We start from the raw sequence: 26365 nt of genomic DNA on the forward strand, positions 1-26365 counted from the left end.
CATGTTAACTATTGCCCACCAAACATTTCACTCCCGCCTTTTTACCGGCACCGGTAAATTCAGCTCGGCACAACTGATGGAAGATGCCCTGGTAGCATCAGGTACAGAGCTGGTAACCGTTGCGTTAAAGCGCGTGAACCTGCACCAGCCACAGGATGATATGCTGGCACACCTGACAGCGCATTCCCACATACAGCTACTGCCTAATACCTCCGGTGTACGCACTGCCCGCGAAGCGGTGTTTGCAGCACAATTAGCCCGGGAAGCCTTACAAACCAACTGGATAAAACTGGAAATTCATCCCGATCAGCGCTACCTGATGCCCGATGCTGTAGAAACCTTACTGGCCACAGAAGCACTGGCCAAAGAAGGTTTTGTGGTGCTGCCTTATATCCATGCCGATCCCGTATTATGCAAACGACTGGAAGATGTTGGAGCAGCTGCCGTAATGCCATTAGGCTCGCCCATAGGCAGTAATAAAGGGCTGAAAACAATTGACTTTTTAAAAATCATTATTGAACAAAGTAATGTACCGGTGATTGTAGATGCCGGCATTGGTGCCCCGTCACATGCAGCAGAAGCCATGGAAGCAGGCGCAGATGCTGTGTTGGTAAACACCGCCATTGCCGTATCGGGTAATCCTGTGGCAATGGCACAAGCCTTTAAGCTGGCCGTAGAAGCCGGACGCATTGCCTTTGAAGCCACATTAGCCACCCCACAACTACAGGCAGTTGCCAGTAGTCCCTTAACCGCATTTTTAGATGAATAACTTTAGCCACCTTTTCAATACCTATCAATGGGATGCAGAAAAAGCAGGCATCTATCACAAAACAACAGCCGATGTGGTACGGGCACTGCAAACCCCGCGCCCTACACTCAACGATTTTAAAGCGCTGATATCCCCGGCTGCCGCACCATTGCTGGAAACAATGGCGCAACGTAGCCGGCAGCTTACCCAACAGCATTTTGGTAAAACCATACAGCTCTATGCCCCACTGTATTTAAGCAACGAGTGCCACAACATTTGCACTTACTGTGGCTTTAGTATGGATAACAAAGTAAAACGGCGCACCCTGCAACCAACCGAAATAATACAGGAAGCCATGGCGGTAAAAGGCATGGGCTACGACCATGTGCTACTGGTTACCGGCGAAGCCAACCATACCGTGCATGTGCCTTACTTTTTGCAGGCGCTGGAATTATTACGCCCTTACTTTTCCCAGTTATCCATGGAAGTGCAGCCGCTGGATGAAGAAGATTATACGCCCCTGATACAAGCCGGCCTGCATGCTGTGCTGGTATACCAGGAAACTTACCATAAAGAAGACTATAAAAAGCACCACCCCAAAGGGAAGAAATCTAATTTCGATTACCGCTTAAACACGCCTGACCGGCTGGGCAGCGCAGGCATTCACAAAATAGGACTGGGCGTGTTAATAGGACTGGAAGACTGGCGCACCGATTCGTTTTTCACGGCCTTGCATGTTAGCTATCTGCAAAAGCGATATTGGAAAACAAGGTATAGCATCTCTTTTCCGCGCCTGCGTCCTTTTTCCGGTGGCCTGGAACCTAAAGTAGAAATGAGTGATAAGGAATTATTGCAACTGATATGTGCTTACCGCATTTGTTTCCCCGATATGGAGCTATCGCTTTCTACCCGCGAACGGCCTTCCTTTCGCAATCATGCCATAGGCCTGGGTATTACCAGCATCAGTGCCGGCTCTAAAACCAATCCCGGTGGCTATGCCGTTGCCCCTGAATCGCTGGAACAATTTGAAATTTCAGACGAAAGATCCCCCGCAGAAATTGCCGGCATGATTATGCAACAGGGCTATGAACCTGTATGGAAAAACTGGGACCGTTCTTTATTTTAATTATGCTATATGCAGCTTACACAACACGATTTACAACGTTATACCCGGCAGATGCTTTTACCCGAAATAGGGGTGAACGGACAACTGCAATTAAAACAAGCCCGGGTGCTGGTAGTAGGTGCCGGGGGATTGGGTTGCCCCTTTTTACAATACCTGGCAGCAGCCGGCGCAGGCCACATAGGCATTATAGATGATGACGCTGTTGCCATTAGCAACCTGCACCGCCAGATATTATTTAACACCAATGATGTAGGAAAAAATAAAGCGGCCACCGCCGCCGAAAAACTGTTACTGCTGAATCCGCTTATTGAAGTGCAGGCTTTTGCCACCCGGCTAACCGCAGACAATGCCACCGCATTGATCAGCGAGTACGATGTGATAGCAGACTGTTCGGATAATTTTGAAACCCGTTACCTGGTAAACGATACCTGCGTGCAACTGAACAAGCCATTGATATCAGGATCGATCTTTCAATTTGAGGGACAACTTTCGGTGTATAACTACCAGGGAGGGCCTACCTATCGCTGCCTTTTTCCCGAACCTTCGGAAATGGCCGCTTGTGGTATCACAGGTGTAGTAGGTGTTTTACCCGGCATTATCGGTTCCTATATGGCCAATGAAGCTATTAAAGTCATCTGCCATACAGGAACCGTGTTATCAGGCCGGTTACTGGTCATTAATATTCTGGACAACACAATCCGGCTGTTTCAATTCAGCCGGCAATGGATATATGCTTAGCGCCCTGGCTTTGCCAGGGTGATATCCTGCCATATTTTACTACCCTTACCTGCCTTGGCGGCACCACCACGGCCGCCGCCCAGCGCACCACTTCCTATGCCAATGCCCAGGCCACTACCTCCAAAACCGCCCATACCAAAGCCACCGCCAATGGAAATTCCACCACCGCCGCCACCTCTGCCGCCACCGGAAGAAGCACCACCATAACCTGGCGGTAAGGCTTCAATAAAAAAGCCTACAGACAAGTTGCGTCCCGCATAGTTATGTGCGTTGTTGCGGGCATATATAGCCTGCAACGGAATTTTAGCTTCATAAATCATAGCGCCTGCTGCATCAAAATTCAGGCTCACCTCTATTCCTCTGTCATTGGTTTCGCCATATTTATAGGCCTGCATACCCTGTCCTTTGTCAAAGCCCAGCAGGTAATAATCTCTCAGCTCTCTTAAATTAGACTGGCTGCCACCAACAGGATCGTTCCTTCTTCTGGGGCTAACACTTCCTGTTGGAAAAGAAACCCCTACGGCATTTTCTTCCGATTTCTCAGCTGTGGTATTAATCCACACGGTAAGTCCGCCATGCAGTATCTTCTGTTGCGTTTGCTCTTCCTGGGTACTCAGTAAAATGTATAAAGAAGCAGTGTCATTTAAAATGCTATAATTCAGCTTTTCACTTTTAGCATAATACACCAACGGCTTAGTCCAGTCACTATTATTACCATCTACAACAATAGCATTATCTGTCCATTGGGTCGTTTGCTGCGCAGTTTGCTGATCGGCGCGTGTTGAACGGCACCCCCACATGAGTGGAAAGCCTGCTACAATTACCAGCAGTTTTTTCATTTATGTCCTGTTTTAAGTATCAGAGGCGGCAGGGAATAGAGCTGCTGCCTGCTATTGTCAAAATTAACACATCCTTCGTACACCCTGCCGGGCAATTATTTGTTAAATAAATAATAAGTATACCTGTTTCCTCTATTCCGGGCAGCAAAAATACTGCTGTGCCTATCTTCGTTGCAGGAACAGATTATCCCCTATCCTGAATGAAGAAACTTTTGCTACTTCTTTTATTTACAGGTATTACAACCCACCTGTTGGCAGATCACTTAAAAGGTGGCTGGATATCTTATGAATACCTGGGTGTGGGCGCAACAGCCAACACCTCACAATACCGCATACACGTAAACCAATACCTGTTGTGTTCATCCACGCCCGGCCAGATAGACTCAGTTATATACATGGGTATTTTTAATGCCGACAATAATATTATAACCAACAGGATACAGCTAAACCTGGTTTCTACCGATATTGAAAACAAAGTTTCTTTTAGTAGCTGCGTAGACCCTATACCTACCGTATGTTACAGAATTGACAAATACCAGACCACCGTTACGCTAAATAATAATACCAATGGCTATATCATAGCAGTGCAACGTTGCTGCCGCATTGCTGGCATTATTAACGTAACCAACTCGGCAACAGTGGGCATTACCTATACCAATCATATTCCCGGTGTATTGAATCAACAGGATTATTATAACAATAACAGTCCCATTTTTGCGCAGAAAGACACAGCAGTTATCTGCTATAACTCACCTTTCACATTCGATTTCAGCGCCACCGATATAGATGGCGATTCGCTGGTATATTCTTTTACAGATGGTATTACCGGCGGCGGTCAGGAACAATCGCAGATTAAACCTAACCCGCCCAGCAATCCGCCTTATACTTCTATTCCTTACAGTGGCAGCTACTCAGGCAGCCTGCCTATGGGCAACAACGTTACCATAGATGCCAGCACAGGTATCATTTCCGGAAGAGCGCCCTCACAAACCGGCGATTATGTGGTAGCAGTAGTAGCCAATGAATACCGGAACGGCGTACTGATAGGAAGCACGCGAAAAGAAATTCATATTACCGTAACCAACTGTAGCGTATCGGCAGCAGCACTGGAAGCAGAATATTTTTCCTGTAATAGTTTTACCAACACATTTCTCAACGAAAGCACCAACTCCAATATCGTCAGTTACCAGTGGGACTTTGGCATTCCCGGCATTACCACTGATACTTCCAGCGAAGCATCGCCCAGCTATACCTATAGCGACACCGGTACCTATACCATTAAACTGATAGTGGTAGCCGGCGACGATTGTATTGACTCTGCTACCGCCATCTTAAAAGTTTATCCGGGCTTTACACCCGATTTTACCGTTAATGGCAGCTGCGTTCAAAATCCCTATCAATTTACAGATGCCACTTATACGCGGTACGGTTATGTAAACAGCTGGAGCTGGAACTTTGGAGATATTACCACCACTGCCGATACCTCGCACCTGCAAAACCCTACCTATCTGTATCCTGATACCACTACTACTACTGTGGAACTGATTGTAAGCAACAGCAAAGGATGCATTGATACCATAGCCAAAAGGCTTATTGTTATTGACAAACCTTTACTGAGTGTTCCGTTTAAAGACACGTTGATCTGTAGCATTGATACATTACAACTAAGCGCAACCGGCACCGGTAGTTTTTCGTGGACGCCTACCACTTATATGCTAAACTCTGCCAGCAGCAACCCGCTGGTTTTTCCTAAAGACACTACCGTGTATGTTGTAACCTTAAACAATTATGGCTGCCACAGCACAGATACCATTACAGTGAATGTGCTGGACTATATAACCGTTACTCTACCACCAGATACTACCATCTGTAAAACAGACAGCATTGTATTAAACCCGGTAAGTTATGCCCTGCAATATGCCTGGTCGCCGGCCACCGGCCTTAGCAGCAGTACCGTTAAAAATCCGGCAGCCAGCCCTGCTGAAGACATTACCTACCAGGTAACTGCCAACCTGGGCAAATGCCAGGATAAAGCTTCTATTCATGTGAAGGTGGTGCCTTATCCACAGGTAATAGCCACCGGCGACACTACCATTTGCTTTGCTGCTGTAACACCATTATCAGCAGCTACCACAGCCAGCAAATACCAATGGAGTCCGGCCAATTCTTTATTAAACGCCAACACGCTACACCCAACAGCAGGCCCACAAAGCACTACCACTTATTATATTACTGTTTCAGATACATTGGGCTGTCCTAAATCTACCGTTGACTCCGTGATAGTGAACGTGATACCCAGGGTAATAGCCCATGCAGGTAACGACACCGCTGTTGTAAGCGGCCAGCCCCTGCAATTGCAGGCCAGTGGCGGCGAATACTATACCTGGTCGCCCACCACCGGTTTATCCTCTGCCAGCATAGCCGATCCTATAGCCACTTTATACAGCACCATCGACTCTATTACTTATACCGTAAAAGTATCTACTGCCGAAGGTTGTTATGCTACAGATAACATCACCGTTAAAATATATAAAACCCGCCCCGAAATATTTGTGCCTTCCGGCTTTACACCTAATGCAGATGGTTTAAATGATGTATTTAAACCTATCCTGGCAGGCATGCGAAAGCTGGTATATTTTAATGTGTACAACCGCCTGGGTCAGCTGCTGTACAGCACCCGGCAGGAAGGAGAAGGATGGGATGGTACCTTTAAAGGCGAGCCACAAGCGCCAGGCACCTATGTGTATTCGGCACAGGCAATAGATTATGAAAATGTAACCGTAAACAGAAAGGGTACCGTAGTGCTTATCCGGTAATGCGCCAGGAAGATGGTTACCTTTACAGGCATGAGCCAGTTAAGTATAATACAGGTTACAGAAGCCAGCAGTTCTTTTTTACCCTTTATAGAACAGCTATACACCCAGGCCTTTCCCTGGGAGGAAAGAAGAGATTTTGCTACAGTAAAGCAACTGCTTGCACACCCACTTATGCAGGTACAGGTGGCATTGAATGAAGAAAACATACCTGTAGGCTTTGCTATTACCTGGCAATTAACGGGTTGTTTATTTATAGAACACATTGCCACCGCCGAACAACACAGAAGTAAAGGTTATGGCAGTGCTTTTATGCAGGCATTGCTGGCAGTGCATCCGCTTTGCCTGCTGGAAATTGAACCGGTAACGGACAGCACTACCCAAAGAAGGCTCGCTTTTTACCAGCTTTATGGCTTTTTACCTATAGATATCGTTTATTACCAGCCACCTTATCACCCCCACCTGGCGCCTTTGCCCATGCAACTGCTTTCGTATCCCCTTGTTTCCCAGGCACATGCAGGCAATATAATAGCTGAAATTTATCAAACCGTTTATCAGCAGATGCTTTCATAAACCCGGGGGAAAAAGTGCAATAGACAGAGACAATTGTGCATTGACACCAGAACAGGCCTGGTGTAATTTTACTGGTACAAAATCAATAAACATGGCAAAAGCATTTACAGATAGCAACTTTAAACAGGAAGTATTGGAAAACGACCAATTAACTGTAGTAGACTTCTGGGCAGAATGGTGTGGTCCTTGTCGCGCCATAGGTCCGGTAATTGAAGAATTAGCCACCGCTTACCAGGGTAAAGTAAACATTGGTAAGCTGGATGTAGATAATAACCCGGAAGTAAGTGTGCAGTATGGCATCACTTCTATTCCGGCCATCCTGTTCTTAAAAAATGGTCAAGTAGTGGATAAACAGTTAGGTGCTGTTCCAAAAAGTGTTTTGGAAAAGAAAATACAGGCACACCTGTAATGCCTGACTGTTTCGGGTATAGTGCGAAAAAAACCTCTCTGCTATCAGAGAGGTTTTTTATTGCTTATTCCCATGTTAAACCCAGGCTTGGGTATCGCTGAGCCACTTCTTCCCGGGCAATGGTACTTATTTGTTTCAGCTGCTCACGGGTGGGCGTTTTTATACCGGGATTATTTTCAGAAATAAATCCCAGGCTTCTTTCCATTGTTCGCACTCTTACCTCCAGCTCAATAAGCGCTTCTACCAGGTTCAATTCTCCTATTTGCATAGCCCCTTGTTTTTATATAAAAATAATCAAATGCGCCGATTGAATTATTTTTAGCACATGAATACAAAAAACTGGATAATAGGCTCCCTGGTGGCGTTGATGACTTCCTGTAATGTAAAGGAAGAGGTACATATTAATAAAGATAACAGCGTTGACCGCGATATGCAGCTGCACCTGGATAAGGATGCCAGCCAAAAATTATTGTCTATGGCTTCTACATTAGGCATGCAGGAAAAAGTGAACATGGATTCGCTGGGTTATGTATGGCAAGCCCTTTCCGATACTGTTAAAAAAAATACACAAACTATTCCCGGCGCTGCCCTTATCGCTTCTGCCTGGGACAGCAGCAACCATACCGGCACCATGAAATTTCACCTGGCATCGCTACAGGCATATAACCAGTTAACCAGTAATAGCTTTGCCTTACCTGCCGAAGCCAACAACCAGGTTCCGCTGGGTGGTATGAAAAAGCAAAAACTGGAATGGCACGGTAAAGACACACTGGTGATACAACTGGATAACAGCAAAGATGCAGGCAGCACGCCAGCCGCCTCTTCTGAAGAAATGATGCAGGGCCTGAACATGCTGAAAGGTTTGATGGGTATAGATGCCCTAATGGATTTGAAAGCTATTTATCACCTGCCCAAACCTGCTAAAAGCATTATTGGCGCTAATGCCACTTTAAGCGAAGACCGCAAATCGATAACGATTACCCAATCGCTGGATGAAGCCAACGCAGCCAACCAGCCCGATATTGTAAAGGTGGTGTTTTAATGGACAACATACCTATACATAGGTTACACGAACAAACCACCCTGGGCTTGATTATTCACCGGGTACAGGAGTTTGATGCCAAAAAAGAAGTACCCGGCATACACCGGGATGATCATTACATTTTTGCTATCCAGGAAAAGGGAGCCAGCTATGTAACGGTAGACTTTACCCCTTTGCACGTACAAGGCAGCGCCATGATGTATATCCTTCCCGGGCAGGTACATCATGGCTTTCTGGTTCAGGATGTAGCAGGCTGGTTCATTGCCGTAGACACCCACCTGCTTACAGAAGAATATCGCAACGTGTTTGAAACCTGTTTGCTTACCCAGCACTTATTTTTAACCCCTGCACTACAGCAGGAAATTATATCCTGCCTGCAGTTGTTATATAAACAGTATCAACAACCAGAGCATACCCCTTTTCGTAAACAGATAATTCATTCGCTGTTACATTCCGTGGTGGGCATTATAGCAGCCGGCTTCCTGGAGCAGGAGGCGGCCAACGAACGTTCGCACACTCGCCCCATATTAATTACCCGGCAGTTCAAAGCTTCCTTACTAAAACAGTATGCTACCCAAAAAAGCCCGGCTGCCTATGCCAAAGCCATGCACCTGTCTTTATCCTATTTAAATGAATGCGTGAAATCGGTTACCGGGTTTAGCGTTACCTATTGGATACAACATGAAGTAATGCTGGAAGCCAAAAGGCTTTTGTACTACACCGAAATGAACATAAAACAAATTGCCTTTACCCTCGGCTATAACGATCACGCTTATTTTTCCCGGCTGTTTACTAAAGCTACGGGTATCTCTGCCCTGCAATTTCGCAAGCAATACCGCGAATAATCCAATTTTTACCGCGGATCAACTATTGCCTTCCCTGTGTTTATAACATTGCTTTGCTGTATGAACAGCATTAAACAAAAAGCAATAGCAATACTGGAAAAAACGGTACTGAAAGCAGGTACAGTACTGGATGTGCGCTTTTGGGAGCCAGCTACCTTTGTTGAGATAGATGTGCATTTGCCCGAAACTGATATGCGCCAATGGAACGCTTCTGTGCAGCATATGAAATGTAAAGTGGCCCCGGCCACTTACCGCGATTACACCCCTGCCTGCTGGGATGCAGGCACACATACCTGTACCTTATTTATCAATACATCGCACCAGGGAGCCGGAAGTAAATGGGCTGGTTCTTTGCAAAAAGGAGATACTATTGAATACTTAGGTATATCAGGCACCAGCCACAAACCATTGCCCGAAAACCAATGGGTGTTTATAGGAGATAACAGCAGTATTGGTCACTTTCTGGCTTTACAACAGTTAGCCACACCCGGCATTGAGATCAGTGGCGCCATTGCCTTGCCCCCGCAACATCACCGGCAGTTTGCCGAATATTTATCGTTGCCGGTAACCATTGTAAACGCCAGCGAAAAAGGCGGTAGCACCACCTTAACCCATTGGCTGCAACAACAACGCTACAGCAATGCTGCTATATACATAGCAGGCCATATCCCTACCTCTGTAACCCTGCGTTCACAGGCTAAACAAAACCGCAATATAGAAGGCCGGGTAAAAGTGCAGGGGTTCTGGGATTAAACCATTCCGGTATAATAAGTATCAGCGAACAAGGCCATAAAAAGAGAAGGCCGCTTACCCATACAGTAAACGGCCTTCTCTTTTATATTGAAATAGTGCTGTGTTCTATTACCAGCGTCCATGTCCACGACCGCCTCTGTAATATCCACCTCCTCTTCTATCATCTCTGTAGCAATCATTCCTTACCACCACCACACGGCGTGGGGCAGGGCGGTAATACACTACAGGAGGTGGAGGAGCCACTACTACTGCGGGGGCACAAGGTTCTTCATAAACTACCACTCTACGCGGAGGTGGTGGTGGAGGAGGGCAGTACACCGGAGCGCCTACACCAATATTTACGTTTACTCTTACCTGGGCTTCCGCTTTTTCAGCCATGGCAAACGCCGCAAGGATAACAGCACTTAAAATGACTTTTTTCATGTTCGTTGTTTTGCCTATACTATTTCTAATCTTATGCCACAGTACACGAACATTTGTTAAAAGATATATAAGCCCTGTTTACCGTTGTTTTATTGCTTTCCGCCGCCAATTCCTCCGCCTGCGCCATTCACCCTTTTACTTTCTTCCTCTGCTTCTGTTTTGCGCTGGCGTGCAGCTTTTACTTGGTTATTACCAAAGCGGTACGTAAAGCTCAGTTTCAACAACCTGCTTTCCCATCCGCCGCGGGTAGCCACGTGCTGTCCGGCAAAATCGCTGGTAGCTTTCCAACGCATGGTCTGGAACACATCGCTTACCGTTAGCTTAAACGTTCCCTTTCCGGCCATCACAGTTTTCTGCGCGCCCGCATCTACACTCCACATGCTTTGGGTTTTAAACGTACCCTGCCATATAGAAGGAGAAGAGAACCAGCCACTCACTTCTGCCGTAACAGTTTTACTGATCTTATAAGTGTTTTGCCCGTAGAACAATACATTAAACACATCCAGGTCAATAGTACGACCGGTGCCGAAATCGGCTTTGTAATGCGAATAGTTATTGGTTAAACTGAAAAAGCCATTGTATTTCTTTATCTGCAAAGGCATGCTGATGCTTAAACTCACCGCATCCTGGTTGGCCAGGTTTTTCTTGGTGATAAAGCTTTTCGATTTATCAATGGTATCTATCAGCTGGGTAAACACATTGCTGATGTGACTATAGTTTAAAGAAGTGGTCAGAAAGTATTTGTACATATGCGTTACCCCTATGCTGTTGGTATATTGTGGCATCAGTTGCGTATTACCTTTCTGATACGTGTATTCATCCAGCTTAAACTCAAATGGGTTTAAGTCCTGGTAAGCTGGCCGGTCTATACGTCTGCTATAATTAACCGTCCACTGACTCATCGGCTTTTTGTTAAAAGTGATGGCTGCACTGGGGAATAAATCAGTATAATGACGGTTAAAGGTAGAGTCATATCCTTCGTAATGATCTGCTACCCATTTCTGTCCTTCTGACTTTCCTTTGGCATTGGTATTTTCTACACGCAGGCCCACCTGTATAAAAGCACCTTTTATCTGGCGGTTATAGTTTACATAACCGGCATTAATATTCTCGGTGTATTTAAAATTATTGCTGCGCAGGGTGTCTTTGATTTTAGTGCTGGTGAATACATTAAAGCGGTCGAAGTTGTTACTACTCTCTACATATCCCACTTTGCCACCAAACGACAATTTGCCTTTTTTAAAGTTTTGTTCGTAATCGCCTTTTAATGAATACGTGTTGATATCCGTAGGCGCTACCATATTGTAAATAACCCTGCTTAACTCTGTGTTTCCATCAGGTGTATAATAAATGTTAGGCTGGTACTGGTCGGACTTAATGCGGTAATAGCCATAATCTGCATCCAGGTTCAGTTCATGTCCCGAAGTATCGGCATAACGGTAGTTGACGTTAGAGTTAATGTTATTGCGGGTAGAAGCAATAGTGTTATCTGCACGCAGCAGCTTTTGCGGAGTGCTGGTAGGGATATATGAAATATCCGTATGGCTGTTCATGCGTGTGTTACCATCGCTGAATGTGCCACTCACCATTACCCCCACTGTACTTTTTTTGCTGGCATAGTAATCCATTCCTGTTTTAAAGGTGTGGCTTTCTACATTGTTGGTATTGATAGTATGCTGGTTAAAAAAAGTATCCAGCTGTGTGCGTTCCAGCGACATAAAGCTTTCTTCCAGCTTTTTATTAAAGTTGTAATTGCCATACAGGTTTACCTTACCCGCACGATGGTTTAACGCTAATGCTGCGTTGTATTTAGAATAAATGCCAATGTTATAGCCGGCGGTAACCGAACCATTGGTACCGTAGGCTTTATTCTTTTTTAAACGGATATTGATAATACCGGCGTTACCTGCTGCTTCATACTTAGCAGAAGGGTTGGTAATTAACTCAATAGATTCTATCTGTGTGCTCTGGATGCTTTTGAGGTAATCGCTCAAATCCTTTCCGGATAAGGGAGAAGGACGGCCATCAATAAACACCTGCACCCCGTTTTTGCCGCTCAGGCTCAGGTTATCATCCTTATCAACCGAAACACCGGGCGACTTACGCAGCAGTTCCAATGCATCGTTGCCTACCGCGTTAATGCTGTTTTCTACGTTCACCACCATTTTATCGGCCTTTACTTCTATCACAGGCTTGCGGGCTGCCGTAACAGTAACCCCTTGTAAAGCTTCGGCAGAAAGTTTAGCAATAGACAAAGCAGGCAGGTTAACGGTAGCCTTTTCTACATCAAATGCGGCGGAATACTGTGGCTGATAGCCTACATAAGAAGCGCTTACCAGGTATTTGCCTTTGGTTACTGCCGGAAACACAAAAGCCCCTGCTTTATCGGTGGTTCCTAATTTTATAATAGACGAGTCTTTTGCCTTTAATAATGAAACAGTTGCGTTAGCAATTATTTTTCCATCGGCATCTTTTACCAGCCCCTTCACATCCTGGGCCTGCAAGTAGCTGGTTAGTAAAGTAGCGATAACCAGGTGTACAATTTTTCTCATGATCGTTCTTTTAATACGTGGTATTGGTATGCAAAATTGTTATTTCATTACAAGGTGCAGCGCCGATGTTACACCAACGGTGCTATTCAAAACATGAATGGTAAAGCGCTCTGTTTGGCTGTTTGCGTGCTTTGTAGTATCTTTCGCGCGCTTGATTATGAGGCACAGGGAATTGTAGAAAGCCGGTTGCCGCCATGAGTCATTAACCTAAACTGATCTTAGAAACCATGCTACCAGCCCATGCTATTGTGCTATGGCGGGCCCTTAAAATAAATACAGTCATGCGCATATCTATGTTATTAATATGCTTGTGCTGTGTAATGCTATCTTATGCTCAAACACCAGCAGACTCTTCTCAAAACCGGCCCGACACCAGCAAGCTGCCGGTAGATACCGTTAAAAAGCAGACTGATACCGTAAAAGCTCCTATAGCAGACACCACAAAGCCTATAACAGACTCTACACAAAACATTCCGGTGATAAAACCACCGGCCAATACAACAGACTCCCTCAACGCGAACACAAATGCCGATAGCACTGCCAACGATGCTGCTATGGGTAATGCACCGCCTGCCCCTGTATCGGAAGAGCCTCAGGAAGAGGGCATAGGCAAACTGGAAGACTGCGAAATTCCGTTTACCATGGCGTACCAGATCAAGAACATGACCTATAAAGAGCTGGATTCGTTGCGGATAGAGTTTCAGAAAATTGTGAAAGAGGAGGAGGAAGAAAAGATCATCACCATTAAAATGCGCTATACCAATGAGCATATTATAGGGTATATGACGCAGGCGCCTATTCATCATTCCAATAAGTATATTGTCATCAATCTCCCTATCAATGTTAAAATAGGTTGGTGTTGCGTGCCCGACTCCACGCACCCATCGCAGCATTGTGCCACTACCCGTGCTGAGTTAATTGGCATAGACACCACCGAACATTGTAAAAGATGGAAGCAGCAGGACGATGGCACGGATATGCTGGATCAACTGGTGGCTAATAAGCGTAAAATTGACCTGAGCAAATACAAGAAAAAACGAAAATTCAATCCTCTTGCCTTTTTAAATGTTTTCAAACGTAAAAAGAAGAAGGAAATGATTGGCATCCCCATGGATAAAACCCTTCCCGAAATCCTTAAATCAGGCGAAAAATCACCTGGTTCTTCTTAATTTCACGTGTACACCTTGATTGCTGGCCAACTATTTGTGTGGTATCCAACTTTGTAGACGTATGAGTGCAGAACAACAACGACTTAAGGCTAATGCAGGCAAGAAAATAGCGCTGGAGCAATGGGGACCTTATTTATCCGACAGGCAATGGGGAACCGTGCGGGAAGATTACAGTGAAAACGGCGATGCATGGAACTACTTTCCTTTCAGCCATTCTCACAGCCGGGCCTACAGATGGGGCGAAGACGGCATTGGCGGTATCTCTGATTTTTTCCAGAACCTCTGTTTCAGTGTTGCCCTTTGGAATGGTAAAGATCCCATTTTAAAAGAGCGTCTTTTTGGGTTGGGCAACTATGAAGGCAACCATGGTGAAGATGTAAAAGAGCTTTACTACTACCTCGACAACCTGCCTTCGCACTACTATATGCAAATGCTGTATAAGTATCCACAGCAGGCATTCCCTTACGACGAATTACTGGAGAAAAACCGGAGCCGTACCAAGCTGGAAACAGAATACGAACTGCTGGACACCGGCGCTTTCAAAGACAATAAATACTTTGATGTGTATATCACCTATGCCAAGCATAACAAACGTGATATAGCCATTAAGATAGAAGTGGTGAACCGGGGCAAAACAGAAGCCCCCATTACCGTAATACCCACCTTGTGGTTTTACAACCGCTGGCAATATGGCGGAGTAGATAAGAAGCCACAGATATCGCGGGTAAATGATTATACGGTAAAGGCTAAGCACGAAAGGCTGGGCAACTATTACCTGTATTTTCAAAAGCCAGAGGTGCAGCTGTTCACCGAAAACGAAACCAATAACGAAAAGCTATTTAAAAAGCCCAACGTTACGCCTTATGTAAAAGACGCTTTTCATGACGCGATTATACATAAGAAGAATGTAGACAGCCTGAAAAAACTGGATAAGGGCACCAAATTTGCGCCCGTGTATTCAGATAAGATAAAACCAGGCGGCAGCAAAACTTATTACCTGCGCTTATCAGAATCATTGACTGACGATCCGTTCGGTCATCACCAGGAACATATTTTTGAACAGCGCAAGGCAGAAGCAGATGAGTTTTACAAAGCTATACTGCCTAAAAACATTTCAGCTGAATTGCGCACCGTACAGCGCCAGGCACTGGCCGGTTTGCTATGGAGTAAGCAGTACTACCATTTTGATATAGAACGCTGGTTATCACAGCCGGATGGCATTAGTCCCAACCAGGAACGCCAAACGGGTCGCAACCACGACTGGCAGCATTTAAAAAACCAGGATATTATTGCCATGCCCGACAAATGGGAGTATCCCTGGTACGCCGCCTGGGATCTGGCTTTCCATTGCATTCCAATGGCCATGGTTGATCCTGTATTTGCCAAGCACCAGTTGGTATTGATTATGCGGGAATGGTACATGAAACCAGATGGTCAGCTTCCCGCTTACGAATGGAACTTTAGCGATGTAAACCCGCCCGTGCATGCCTGGGCCGCTTTACAGGTGTATCATATTGAAAAGAAACAAACCGGCAAAGGAGATATCCCTTTCCTGAAACGTATTTTCCAGAAGCTGCTCATCAATTTTACGTGGTGGATTAACCGTAAAGACCCTAATGGCAATAACATCTTCGAAGGAGGATTCCTGGGGCTGGATAATATAGGCGTGTTTAACCGCAGCATACAGCTTCACGGAAAGATGGCGTTGGAGCAGGCTGACGGCACCAGCTGGATGGGTATGTATGCCCTGAACCTGATGGATATGGCTATTGAAATAGCCATGCACGACATTTCGTTTGAAGACACCGCCACCAAATTTTTCGAGCACTTTGTGTTAATAGCCGAAGCCCTTAACGAGCTGGGCATGTGGGATAATGAGGATAAGTTTTTCTACGACATGCTGGTTACGCCTGGTGCGCAGCCACTGCGTTTAAAAATACAATCTATTGTAGGGCTTACCCCTTTGTTTGCCGTATCGGTAATTGAAAGAAACGTACTGCGCCGGCTGGATGATTTTACCAAACGCATTACCTGGTTTGAAAACTACCGGTTAAGGAACAATAAGTTCTGGCCCAATGAAGAGCGAACCGGTGGCGAGAAAATATTGCTATCCTTAATTCCTAAAGAAAAACTGGTAGCCTTATTACAACGCTTGTTGAATGAAACAGAATTTTTATCCACAGGCGGCATCAGGGCTTTATCCAAGTACCACGAAAAACATCCTTATACTGTTACTATTGACGAAACAGAGTATTCTATTCAATACGATCCGGGCGACTCTACTTCTAACTTCTTTGGTGGCAACAGTAACTGGCGCGGCCCTGTGTGGATGCCTATTAATTACCTGATTATTGAAGCCATTAAAAAGTTTGGCGACTTTTATGAAGAGGGTTTAACGATGGAATATCCTACCGGTTCAGGCAAAATGATGACGCTAAAAGAGATAGCCGATGAGTTGACGCAGCGGGTAATTAGCTTATTTGAAAAAGATGTAGAAGGCAAGCGGAAATTACACGGTGAGTATAACTGGTTTTATCAACAGGCAGGCAATGAGCATCTTATTCTTTTTTATGAATATTTTCATGGCGATACCGGCAGTGGCTTAGGAGCCAGCCACCAGACAGGCTGGACCGCATTAGTAGCAGAACTTTTGAACGAAACAGCCGAACAGCACAAAGAGGTGCCTACTGTTATTGATAATCCGGCCAGGCCTAAATAATTTTCATGGCGTGCATTTTGCCGTTGATACGGTAAAATGCTATGCCTGAAGGACCATCGCTTGTTATTTCAAAAGAAGCTTTACAACCATTTAAAGGTAAAAAAGTAATTCGCTGCACTACTACAGCGAATATTGATGCCCACTTGTTTATTCATAAAAAGGTGGTTGATATTACAACATGGGGCAAACACCTACTCATCTGTTTTCCACACCAAACCATACGCATTCACTTTTTATTGTTTGGCAGCTATCTTATTAACGATACACGCGCTATTACTCCACGCCTTCACATCAGCTTTTCTAATGGGTTTGTAAACTTCTATACCTCTTCTATCCAATTGATTGAACAACCTTTAGATGACATCTATGATTGGAGTGCAGATGTAATGAATGAGCAATGGAACGAAAAAGCAGCCCGCAAAAAACTGCGGGAAGCGGCCAACCGTGAAATTGGCGACGTATTGCTGGACCAGCAGATTTTTGCAGGCGTTGGCAACATCATTAAAAATGAAGTATTGTTTAGAATAAGAGTACACCCCGAAAGCATAACGGGCAACATTCCACCAGCCAAAATAAAAGCACTGCTAAAAGAAGCTGTGACCTATAGCTTTGAATTTTTGCAATGGAAAAAAGAAGACGTGTTAAAAAAGCACTGGCTGGCGCATACAAAAAAAACATGTCCACGATGCCATATCCCCTTTATCAAAAAGTATACGGGTAAAGCTAAAAGAAGAAGCTTTTTTTGTACAAACTGCCAGCTGCTTTATTAAAGCAACATCATGATATCAGGGAATTTTCTTCCCAATATGCCACAGCCACGATAGTTTTTTATGATAAGGCATAAGTTTTTTACAAAGTCGTTGTTAGCCTGATTTTTTTATTTAAAAGCTTACACTATGGCAACACTAACAGGTAAAAAAGTAGCCATCATTACCGAAAATGGCTTTGAAGAAGTAGAGTTAACCAGTCCTAAAAAAGCGCTGGAAGATGCAGGTGCGGAAGTAAAAATCGTATCGTTGCAAAAAGGCAAAGTAAGGGCATGGAACCACGATCACTGGTCGATAGAAATACCGGTTGATGTAGTACTGAATGAAGCCAGACCAGAAGACTTTGATGCACTGCTGGTGCCAGGCGGCGTATTAAACCCCGATCAGATGCGGGCCCACCAGGAATATGTGGAGTTTGCCAAACATTTTCTCACAGAAGGCAAACCATTAGCAGCTATTTGCCATGGACCTCAGTTACTCATTGAAACAGGTTTGCTGGAAGGCCGGAACATGACTTCCTATCCTTCTGTTAAAACAGATCTTATTAATGCCGGGGCAAAATGGGCAGATAAGGAAGTGGTTGCCGATAATGGTTTGGTTACCAGCAGAAGCCCTAAAGATTTACCGGCATTCAACAACAAAGTGATTGAGGAAATAAAAGAAGGGGTGCATACGCATGCTTAATACGTTTCTACAACACTTTTATAAAGGAAGCCAGTAATAACCGGCTTCCTTTATCATTACATATTTCTACGATACTGCCCACCAACTTCATACAAGGCATGTGTTATCTGCCCCAGGCTGCAATATTTTACCGTTTCCATTAATTCATCAAAGAGATTACCATTTTCTATCGCTACCTCTTTTAATCGTTCCAGTTTTTCTGTTGCCTTATCAGTGTTACGTTGATGAAAGTCGTGCAGGTTATCAATCTGCTGGTCTTTTTCTTCTTTACTGCTTCTGATCACTTCATTAGGAACGGTAGTAGGGCTCCCCTTTTTGTTCAGGAAAGTGTTCACTCCTACAATAGGCAACTCGCCACTGTGTTTCAGGCTTTCGTAATAAAGGCTTTCTTCCTGTATCTTGTTTCGCTGATACATTCTTTCCATAGCCCCCAGCACACCTCCCCTTTCTGTAATGCGGTCAAACTCTGTTAATACAGCTTCTTCTACCAGGTCGGTTAATTCCTCTATTAAGAAAGAACCCTGCATCACATTTTCTGTTTTTACCGTGCCTAACTCACGGTTAATAATCAACTGAATGGCCATAGCACGGCGCACGCTTTCTTCGGTAGGCGTGGTAATAGCCTCATCATAAGCATTGGTATGTAAGCTATTGCAGTTGTCATAAATAGCATATAGCGCCTGTAGTGTAGTGCGAATATCATTAAAATCAATCTCCTGTGCATGCAGGCTGCGGCCGCTGGTTTGAATATGATATTTTAATTTCTGTGAACGCTCGTTACCATTATACCTGTACTTCATGGCTTTGGCCCATATGCGCCTGGCCACCCTGCCAATAACACTATACTCCGCATCCATTCCATTACTGAAAAAGAAACTCAGGTTGGGTGCAAAATCATCGATATTCATCCCTCTGTTCAGATAATACTCTACATAAGTAAAGCCATTGGATAATGTAAACGCCAGCTGTGTAATAGGATTAGCGCCTGCTTCTGCAATATGGTAACCACTGATAGAGACGCTATAAAAATTACGCACCTTTTGCGCTATAAAATATTGTTGCACATCCCCCATCAGCTTTAAAGCAAACTCAGTACTGAATATGCAGGTATTTTGCGCCTGGTCTTCTTTTAATATATCAGCCTGTACGGTACCCCTTACCTGTTGCAAAGCATTTGTTTTAATACTTGCATAGACATCTGCGGGTAACACTTCGTCTCCCGACATGCCCAATAGCCTTAGCCCCAAACCGCTGTTCCCTTCCGGCAAACCGCTTTGTTCATCATTTGTATACCCTGCATATGCCGGCACTGCAACTGTTGCATATTTATTGCTACGCACAATAGCAACAGCATCCCACAACTGGTGTTCGGTAATATATTTTTCGCAGGCCTGATCAATGGCCGCATTCATAAAAAAGGCAAGAACAATAGGCGCTGGCCCGTTAATGGTCATGCTTACCGATGTAGCTGCATCGCACAAATCAAAGCCGCTGTATAATTTCTTCGCATCATCAACCGTTGCAATACTTACTCCGCTATTGCCTATTTTACCATAGATATCCGGACGCACGGCAGGATCTTCACCATACAACGTAACACTATCAAAAGCGGTAGACAACCTTTTAGCAGGCTGACCATGTGATACATAATGAAAACGTTTATTGGTTTTTTCAGGCGTTCCTTCCCCGGCAAACATACGGGTAGGGTCCTCCCCTGTTCTTCGCAATTCAAATACACCAGAGGTATAAGGAAACAGTCCGGGCACATTTTCCAGCAGTTGCCAGCGCAGGATATCTCCCCAGTCGTTATACCTGGGCAGCACCAGTTTGGGTATGCGTGTGCCACTTAAAGAGGTGGTTGTTAAAGGCTGTTTAATCACTTTATCCCGCACCTGGTATTCAAAATAATCTGCGGCATATTTCTTTACCAATGCAGGCCAGCCTTCTATCAATTCGCGGCAGGTGCTATCCAGTTTTCTTTCTGTTTCCTGTATAAGTGCATCCACATTGGCAGCTTCCTTATCCGCAGCCGCCAAAGCAACCGCAGTGCCCTTTAGCTGATACAGCCGGGTGGCAATAGCACATTGTTCTTTTGTCCATTGATCGTAGTTGCGGCATGTATCCGAAATTTCACTTAAATAACGTGTTCGTTTAGGAGGTATGATGGCTTCTGAAAACACTTTCTTACCAGCATCTTCCATTGTATAAGCGCCAAAATCAATGGCAGTTTTTTCCTGTATCTTTTGCAAAAGCAACGCAAACAAATGATTTACGCCTTCATCGTTAAATTTATTGGCAATAGTACCAGCCACTGGTAACTCTTCGTCCTTTGCCATCCATAGCTGGTGGTTGCGTTTATACTGCCTGCGCACATCCGACAAGGCATCCAATGCCCCTGCCTTATCAAACTTGTTGATAGCGATAACATCAGCATAATCCAGCATGTTTATTTTCTCCAGCTGCGAAGGCGCGCCATATTCCGGCGTCATCACATACAAGCTAACATCGCAGTAGTCCAGTATAGAAGCATCGCTTTGCCCCACACCTGCACTTTCCAGGACAATAAGATGATACCCTGCTTTTTTGCAAATGGCAATAGCTTCTTTCACATAAGCACTTAGTGCCGTATCTGCATCACGTGTGGCCAATGAACGCATATAACAACGGGGTGAGCTGATGCTATTCATGCGTATACGGTCGCCCAGCAAGGCGCCCCCTGATTTCTTTTTGGAAGGATCTACTGATATAACCGCTATGGTTTTATCGGAATAAGTGCGTAAAAAACGCCTTACTATTTCATCGGTCACCGACGATTTACCGGCGCCACCTGTTCCGGTAATACCCAGTACTGCGCTGGTAGCATTCACCACTGCACCTGCCGGTATAGTAATGGCGTCCCAGTTAACCGGTTCCTTATGCTCGGCCCGGGTAATAGCACGGGCAATACGGCGAATATCCCTTACTTCATCCAGTGGCAGTTTGCCATTCCACCTACCCTCTGCCTGCCAATAATCCCCTTCGTCTGTATTGTTTCCAGACGTAACAGCACATCTGTTGATCACATCTTCAATCATCCCCTCCAGCCCCATGGTACGGCCGTCATCAGGGCTATAAATGCGGGTAATTCCAAAGTTGTGCAGCTCTTGTATCTCTTCTGGCAGAATAGTGCCACCACCGCCACCAAAAATTTTAATGTGGTCGCAACCATTTTGCTGTAATAACTCTTTGATGTACTTAAAAAACTCTACGTGCCCGCCCTGGTAACTGGTAATGGCAATGCCGTGGGCATCTTCTTCAATAGCCGCTTCTACAATTTCATGTACGCTGCGGTTATGCCCAAGGTGAATAATTTCAGCCCCTTTCATTTGCATGATGCGTCTCATAATGTTAATAGCAGCATCATGCCCGTCGAACAGGCTGGCAGCAGTAATAATGCGGATTTTCGATTCTGTACCGGAAAGCATAGGCAAGTTTAATTTTACTAACAATCGTTAGGCAAATATATGTTTTTGCCACCCGCCTTCGCTATAAAGTAGCTGATTATTTACAACATGCCGTGTATCTTTAGCGCCAAAATCACAGACATGGCTTTTGAAATACACGTGACCGGCATTGGCAAGGAACAGGCTATTGTTTTACAGGACACAAGCACAGGCACTTATGCAGAAATTTACAGCACAGGGGCACTGTTAAACCAGTTTGCCCTGCCTTTACATGGCACACCCTTTAATGTGGTAGATGGCTTTGACAGCCCGGCCACTGTAGCAGAAAAAATTACAGATGGTTTTAAAAGTGCTAAACTCAGCCCTTTTACCTGCCGTTTAAATAAGGGGCAATATTCCTTTCAGGAACAGGTGTATACTATTCAAAAGCATTATATCCCGCCACACGCTATACACGGTATCATTTACGACGCTGTATACAACATTACCGACTCGGGCGCTAACGAACAGGCAGCTTATGTAAAGCTGGAATACCAGTATACTGGTGCCGATGCGGGTTATCCATTTGCTTACGATGTAACCGTATTATGGCAGCTGGAAAAAAACAGCCACCTTACCGTTACTACTACGGTAAGCCATAACAACGACTTTGCTATCCCTATGGCAGATGGCTGGCATCCTTATTTTAAACTGGACGTTCCTGTGGATCAATGCTCTTTACAATTTGATAGCAACACACAGGTTGAGTTTGACGATACCTTAATTCCCACCGGAAAACTGGTAGCCGACAACCGTTTTGAAGCAGCACCTGCTTCGTTGCAAGGTGTGTTTCTGGACAATTGCTTTGCTATCACTGCAGGCAATGCCCGCCCCGTGTGCACGTATAGCAGCGAGCAGTTAAAGCTTACCATAGCCCCCGCTGCCAGCTACCCTTACCTGCAGATATATACACCGCCACACCGCGAAAGCATTGCTATTGAAAACCTGAGTGCACCACCAGACGCCTTTAACAATAAAATGTCGTTGTTACTGGCTGAAAAAAATACTCCATATCAATTTTCTACCACTTATATTATTGAAACCATTTAATTCATGAACAACCAGGTACAACAAGCGAAAGAGGTTTTTGAGCAGAAGTTTGGAACCACTCCGGTATTATTTTTTTCACCCGGACGTATTAACCTTATTGGTGAGCACGTAGATTATAACAATGGCTTTGTAATGCCTGCTGCCATTGACAAAGGCGTGGTATTTGCCATTGCCCCCAATAATACCAGCAACATTCGTGTATATAGCATTGACATGAAAGAAGACCTGGAAGTAGCATTGGACCAGGTAGCTCCGAAAGAAGGATGGGCAAACTACATATTAGGTGTGGTGGATCAGTTTCAAAAACGTGGTGCCGCTATCAAAGGCTTTGATGTGGCTTTTGGCGGTAACTTACCCGCAGGCGCTGGTTTATCATCGTCAGCAGCAGTAGAATGCGGCCTGGCATCGGGCTTAAACACGATATTCAACATAGGCTTAAACCGTGTTGAAATTGCCTTATTATCGCAGAAAGCAGAACATACCTTCCCCGGTGTTAAATGCGGTATTATGGATCAGTTTGCCAATATGATGGGTGAGAAAGATCATGTGTTGCTGCTGGATTGCGACACAATGGAATACAAGGCTCTGCCTTTGCAGTTACAGGGGCATGTAATTATGCTTATTAACTCAAAAGTGCACCATTCACTGGCCAGTGGCGAATACAATGTTCGTCGCCAGCAATGTGAAACCGGCTTAGCCATTTTACAACAATTATATCCCGGTACTAAAACCTTCCGCGACATCACGCCTGAACAAGTGCAGCAAGCGGAAGACAAACTGGATAAAGATGTATTTCGCCGTTGCCTGTTTGTAACACAGGAAATACAACGCACACAAAAAGCCGCAGCTTTGTTACAGGAAAACAAGCTGCCCGAGTTTGGCCAACTGATGTTTGCCACGCACGAAGGTTTAAGCAAACTGTATGATGTAAGCTGCCCCGAGCTGGATTTTTTAGTAGAACAGGCTAAAGAATACAAAGCTATTTTGGGTTCACGCTTAATGGGCGGTGGCTTTGGCGGATGCACCATTAACATTGTAGCAGAATCGGAAGCTAAAGAAATTGGCGAAAAAATAAGCGAAGCTTATAAAAAGCACTTTAACATTACCCCGGAAGTATATATTATGCAAACCGGTAATGGCACTTACGAAGTGAAGTAAGCAGTATATTACTCTTTATACAAAAGAAGCTGTATTATTCAGATAATACAGCTTCTTCTTTTATAGTAATGATGATTGTAATAGTATAGTTACTGTTGACAACTATAATGTAACGGTTGCAGTAACTCCAATTTCCACGTTTACATGCTTAGGCAGGGTTTTTACTGCCACAGTAGCACGGGCCGGGTAATCGCCTTTAAAATAGCTGCCATACACCTGATTCACTTCTGCGAAATAACTCATGTCGCTTAAAAAGATATCCGTTTTTACCACATGCTCGAAGGTGACCTTCGCCTCTGATAAAACGGCTTCCAGGTTTTTCATTACCTGGTGCGCTTCCTCTGTGATGGTACCTGTAATTACTTCGTTAGTAGCCGGATCAATGGCTACCTGGCCACTTACAAATAAGATATCACCTGCTTTAACTGCCTGACTATAAGGCCCTATAGGTGCAGGCGCCTTATCGGTATAGATAATCTGTTTGGGCATTCTGTTGTATTTTGTTCAGGCAAATTGCTTCATTTAGCGTAATCATCCAAACAATAAAACAGTATCAATAACCCCTATTTTTGTTGAAATTGTTTGCTGATATGATTATTGCTGTACGATTACAGGAATGGCAAAAGGCCGGATGGCTGCAAAAAGGCACAGGCACCGCTACTGTACACTATATAGATGATACGAATACGCACCTGGTAAACGAAGCAGATGCGTTCATTGATTTAACTTATACCACTGCTACCAACTATACAGGTTATACCCTGCCAGCTATAGTGCTGGTATCTGCTGTAACCGTTACCACTGCCTTATTGCCCGCCAATTTTGTTCGCATCAATGCCTGGCCCGGCTTTTTACAGCGCCCGGTTACAGAGCTGGCAGCCGGTTCAAACACCACACAACACCAGGCCATAGCCGTAATGGAAGCCTTAGCGTGGGACTATTTATTTGCGCCTGACATACCCGGCATGGTTACCGCATCGGTAGTTTCCATGATTATTAACGAAGCCTTTTTTGCGCTGGCCGAAGAGGTGAGCAGCCGGGAAGAAATAGATACCGCCATGAAACTGGGCACCAATTATCCTTATGGTCCATTTGAATGGTGCCGGAAAATTGGCGCTCAACAGGTAGTAGAATTGCTACAAGCCCTGCAAACAACCGATTTGCGCTACCAGCCCGCCCCTTTGTTACTAAAGGAGATGTAAAAAATTCTATTCATGTTTGTTATGCACAAAAAAAACAAAATGAATGAAATGAACAGGAATAAGATGCTGCCCGCATGCACATAGCTTTATATTTGCAACCTGCAATTGGAGAATTGACGACTATGGGACTGATTTTAAATATTGATACCGCTACCGAAAATGCCGGGGTATGTCTTGCTAAAGCTGGTGTTTCCCTCGCCCAGTTGGAAAATAAAGACCAGAAAAGCCATGCTTCTTTTTTACAGCCTGCTATCAAAACATTGATGGAAGATGCTGGTTTTCAATTATCAGACCTGGATGCTATTGCGGTTACCGCAGGCCCGGGCAGCTATACAGGTTTACGCGTAGGGCTATCTTCCGCTAAGGGGCTTTGCTTTGCTTTAAACAAACCTTTGCTGTTATTGAATACACTGGAAGTGATGGCCACTGCTTACTTATCTGCACATGCAGAAGCAGCTGATACATTCATATGCCCCATGATTGATGCACGCCGGATGGAAGTGTTTACAGCATTGTATAATACTGAGTTACAGGAAGTAACAGCTCCCGCCGCAATGATACTGGATGCCAACAATTTTGAAAAGGAGCTGGCTAACCATAAGATAGTTTTTTGTGGTAATGGCAGCCCTAAGTGGCAACCATTGGTAACAAGCACACATGCGGTATTCTCTACTGTTCAGCACAAAGCCAGACATCTTGCTATCTTATCGTGGAAAGCCTTTGAGGAAAAACGTTTTAGCGATCTGGCCTATAGCGAACCGCTGTATATCAAAGAGTTTTTTACCCCTGGTAAACCAACCTTAAAAGGTGTTTAAAAGTGGTATTTAACGAAACAAAAACACTTACATAACAATTTTATTATAATATCTTTACAAAGAGAACTTTTTTTTCATCAAACCCATTCGCATACCCAATGAATACCCTGCAACACAGTGTTAGCGAACCAAAGGGGGGAGTAAAAGTTGATTACATCCACCTTAAAAAGGCGGCTCTGATATTAAGAGCGCTGAATCACAAACTACGCCAGCAGATGGTGAAGTTGCTGGATGAGCACAAGAAAATGACAGTAACGGAGATTTATGTTAAGCTCCGCCTGGAACAATCTGTAGCTTCTCAGCATCTGGCTATTTTAAGAAGAGCCGGAATTGTAGCCACTCAACGAGATGGCAAATTCATTTACTACGGAGTGAATTATCAAAGACTCAAAGAAGTAAGTGAGTTTGTTGAGCAGCTTGTCGGTTAAGCTTTAAAATCCGATATCCTTCTTTTTTTT

The 26365-nt window shown here is 44.6% G+C and carries 24 protein-coding genes; 18 read left to right on the top strand and 6 right to left on the bottom strand.

Annotation, left to right across the window (positions count from 1 at the left end; translation table 11 throughout):
- Position 1: 1 nt before the first annotated feature.
- Genes FLA_RS25215 through FLA_RS25225 form a run of 3 tightly spaced genes read left to right on the top strand, consistent with a single transcriptional unit; the run spans position 2 to position 2612 of the window.
- The gene (locus FLA_RS25215) at positions 2-769 is read left to right on the top strand and encodes a thiazole synthase (protein WP_076375549.1); all 768 of its coding nucleotides are present in this window, start codon (positions 2-4) and stop codon (positions 767-769) included.
- Entirely contained in the window at positions 762-1874 is a 1113-nt protein-coding gene (gene thiH / locus FLA_RS25220) for a 2-iminoacetate synthase ThiH (protein WP_076375551.1), read from the top strand. Before FLA_RS25215 ends, thiH begins: the two co-directional genes overlap by 8 nt.
- Positions 1875-1883: 9 nt before the next feature.
- Positions 1884-2612: a HesA/MoeB/ThiF family protein gene (locus tag FLA_RS25225; RefSeq protein WP_076375553.1), complete on the top strand. Its 729-nt coding sequence runs from the start codon at positions 1884-1886 to the stop codon at positions 2610-2612.
- Here FLA_RS25225 and FLA_RS31750 read toward each other — a convergent pair.
- Positions 2609-3451: a hypothetical protein gene (locus FLA_RS31750; RefSeq protein ID WP_076375555.1), complete on the bottom strand. Its 843-nt coding sequence runs from the start codon at positions 3449-3451 to the stop codon at positions 2609-2611. The genes FLA_RS25225 and FLA_RS31750 overlap by 4 nt on opposite strands.
- A 200-nt stretch (positions 3452-3651) precedes the next feature.
- On the opposite strand from FLA_RS31750, the gene FLA_RS25235 reads away from it, so the two are divergent.
- From FLA_RS25235 to trxA, 3 genes are all read left to right on the top strand, one after another.
- Entirely contained in the window at positions 3652-6267 is a 2616-nt protein-coding gene (locus tag FLA_RS25235) for a PKD domain-containing protein (RefSeq protein WP_076375557.1), read from the top strand.
- Positions 6268-6297: 30 nt separating this feature from the next.
- Positions 6298-6837 (top strand): GNAT family N-acetyltransferase, encoded by a 540-nt coding sequence (locus FLA_RS25240; protein WP_076375559.1) that lies wholly within the window; start codon positions 6298-6300, stop codon positions 6835-6837.
- A gap of 91 nt (positions 6838-6928) precedes the next feature.
- Positions 6929-7246 carry a thioredoxin gene (trxA, locus tag FLA_RS25245; RefSeq protein WP_076375561.1) on the top strand — a complete coding sequence of 106 codons (318 nt, stop codon included), beginning with the start codon at positions 6929-6931 and terminating at the stop codon, positions 7244-7246.
- A gap of 64 nt (positions 7247-7310) precedes the next feature.
- On the opposite strand, the gene FLA_RS25250 is transcribed toward trxA, so the two are convergent.
- A complete protein-coding gene (locus FLA_RS25250; RefSeq protein WP_076375563.1) occupies positions 7311-7514 on the bottom strand; it encodes a hypothetical protein in 204 nt (67 codons plus the stop codon).
- A gap of 57 nt (positions 7515-7571) precedes the next feature.
- Here FLA_RS25250 and FLA_RS25255 point away from each other — a divergent pair, with 57 nt between their 5' ends.
- Genes FLA_RS25255 through FLA_RS25265 form a run of 3 tightly spaced genes read left to right on the top strand, consistent with a single transcriptional unit; the run spans position 7572 to position 9886 of the window.
- Complete coding sequence (locus FLA_RS25255; protein ID WP_076375565.1) at positions 7572-8288, top strand: hypothetical protein; 717 nt, start codon at positions 7572-7574, stop codon at positions 8286-8288.
- Positions 8288-9133, top strand: coding sequence for an AraC family transcriptional regulator (locus FLA_RS25260; protein ID WP_076375567.1), 846 nt, complete (start codon positions 8288-8290; stop codon positions 9131-9133). Before FLA_RS25255 ends, FLA_RS25260 begins: the two co-directional genes overlap by 1 nt.
- A 60-nt stretch (positions 9134-9193) precedes the next feature.
- Positions 9194-9886, top strand: a complete 693-nt coding sequence (locus tag FLA_RS25265) for an SIP domain-containing protein (protein WP_076375569.1) — start codon at positions 9194-9196, stop codon at positions 9884-9886.
- 108 nt (positions 9887-9994) lie between these two features.
- Here FLA_RS25265 and FLA_RS25270 read toward each other — a convergent pair whose 3' ends face one another.
- Positions 9995-10309, bottom strand: coding sequence for a hypothetical protein (locus FLA_RS25270; protein ID WP_076375571.1), 315 nt, complete (start codon positions 10307-10309; stop codon positions 9995-9997).
- 89 nt (positions 10310-10398) lie between these two features.
- Positions 10399-12861 carry an outer membrane beta-barrel protein gene (locus FLA_RS25275; protein WP_076375573.1) on the bottom strand — a complete coding sequence of 821 codons (2463 nt, stop codon included), beginning with the start codon at positions 12859-12861 and terminating at the stop codon, positions 10399-10401.
- A gap of 320 nt (positions 12862-13181) precedes the next feature.
- Between FLA_RS25275 and FLA_RS25280 the strand changes: the two genes are divergently transcribed.
- From FLA_RS25280 to FLA_RS25295, 4 genes are all read left to right on the top strand, one after another.
- Complete coding sequence (locus tag FLA_RS25280; protein WP_096511295.1) at positions 13182-14030, top strand: hypothetical protein; 849 nt, start codon at positions 13182-13184, stop codon at positions 14028-14030.
- A 61-nt stretch (positions 14031-14091) separates the two neighbouring features.
- Positions 14092-16749 carry an MGH1-like glycoside hydrolase domain-containing protein gene (locus tag FLA_RS25285; protein WP_076375577.1) on the top strand — a complete coding sequence of 886 codons (2658 nt, stop codon included), beginning with the start codon at positions 14092-14094 and terminating at the stop codon, positions 16747-16749.
- A gap of 41 nt (positions 16750-16790) precedes the next feature.
- Positions 16791-17519 (top strand): endonuclease, encoded by a 729-nt coding sequence (locus FLA_RS25290; protein ID WP_076375579.1) that lies wholly within the window; start codon positions 16791-16793, stop codon positions 17517-17519.
- Positions 17520-17645: 126 nt separating this feature from the next.
- Positions 17646-18200 carry a type 1 glutamine amidotransferase domain-containing protein gene (locus tag FLA_RS25295; RefSeq protein WP_076375581.1) on the top strand — a complete coding sequence of 185 codons (555 nt, stop codon included), beginning with the start codon at positions 17646-17648 and terminating at the stop codon, positions 18198-18200.
- A gap of 56 nt (positions 18201-18256) precedes the next feature.
- Here the strand turns inward: FLA_RS25295 and FLA_RS25300 are convergent, their stop codons facing one another.
- Complete coding sequence (locus FLA_RS25300) at positions 18257-21664, bottom strand: methylmalonyl-CoA mutase family protein (protein ID WP_076375583.1); 3408 nt, start codon at positions 21662-21664, stop codon at positions 18257-18259.
- Positions 21665-21784: 120 nt separating this feature from the next.
- On the opposite strand from FLA_RS25300, the gene FLA_RS25305 reads away from it, so the two are divergent.
- A complete protein-coding gene (locus tag FLA_RS25305; protein WP_076377314.1) occupies positions 21785-22732 on the top strand; it encodes an aldose 1-epimerase in 948 nt (315 codons plus the stop codon).
- A gap of 3 nt (positions 22733-22735) precedes the next feature.
- Positions 22736-23890: a galactokinase gene (gene galK / locus FLA_RS25310; protein WP_076375585.1), complete on the top strand. Its 1155-nt coding sequence runs from the start codon at positions 22736-22738 to the stop codon at positions 23888-23890.
- A gap of 102 nt (positions 23891-23992) precedes the next feature.
- Here galK and FLA_RS25315 read toward each other — a convergent pair whose 3' ends face one another.
- The gene (locus FLA_RS25315) at positions 23993-24379 is read right to left on the bottom strand and encodes a RidA family protein (RefSeq protein ID WP_076375587.1); all 387 of its coding nucleotides are present in this window, start codon (positions 24377-24379) and stop codon (positions 23993-23995) included.
- 101 nt (positions 24380-24480) lie between these two features.
- Here FLA_RS25315 and FLA_RS25320 point away from each other — a divergent pair, with 101 nt between their 5' ends.
- The 3 genes from FLA_RS25320 (at position 24481) to FLA_RS25330 (ending at position 26335) form a co-directional block, all read left to right on the top strand.
- Positions 24481-25092, top strand: coding sequence for a 3-hydroxyacyl-CoA dehydrogenase family protein (locus FLA_RS25320; protein ID WP_096511297.1), 612 nt, complete (start codon positions 24481-24483; stop codon positions 25090-25092).
- Between the two features lie 122 nt (positions 25093-25214).
- Positions 25215-25907, top strand: a complete 693-nt coding sequence (tsaB, locus tag FLA_RS25325; protein WP_076375591.1) for a tRNA (adenosine(37)-N6)-threonylcarbamoyltransferase complex dimerization subunit type 1 TsaB — start codon at positions 25215-25217, stop codon at positions 25905-25907.
- Between the two features lie 98 nt (positions 25908-26005).
- The gene (locus tag FLA_RS25330) at positions 26006-26335 is read left to right on the top strand and encodes an ArsR/SmtB family transcription factor (protein ID WP_076375593.1); all 330 of its coding nucleotides are present in this window, start codon (positions 26006-26008) and stop codon (positions 26333-26335) included.
- Positions 26336-26365 lie beyond the last annotated feature (30 nt).

Origin of the sequence: Filimonas lacunae (assembly GCF_002355595.1) — a bacterium.
Lineage (GTDB): Bacteria > Bacteroidota > Bacteroidia > Chitinophagales > Chitinophagaceae > Filimonas > Filimonas lacunae.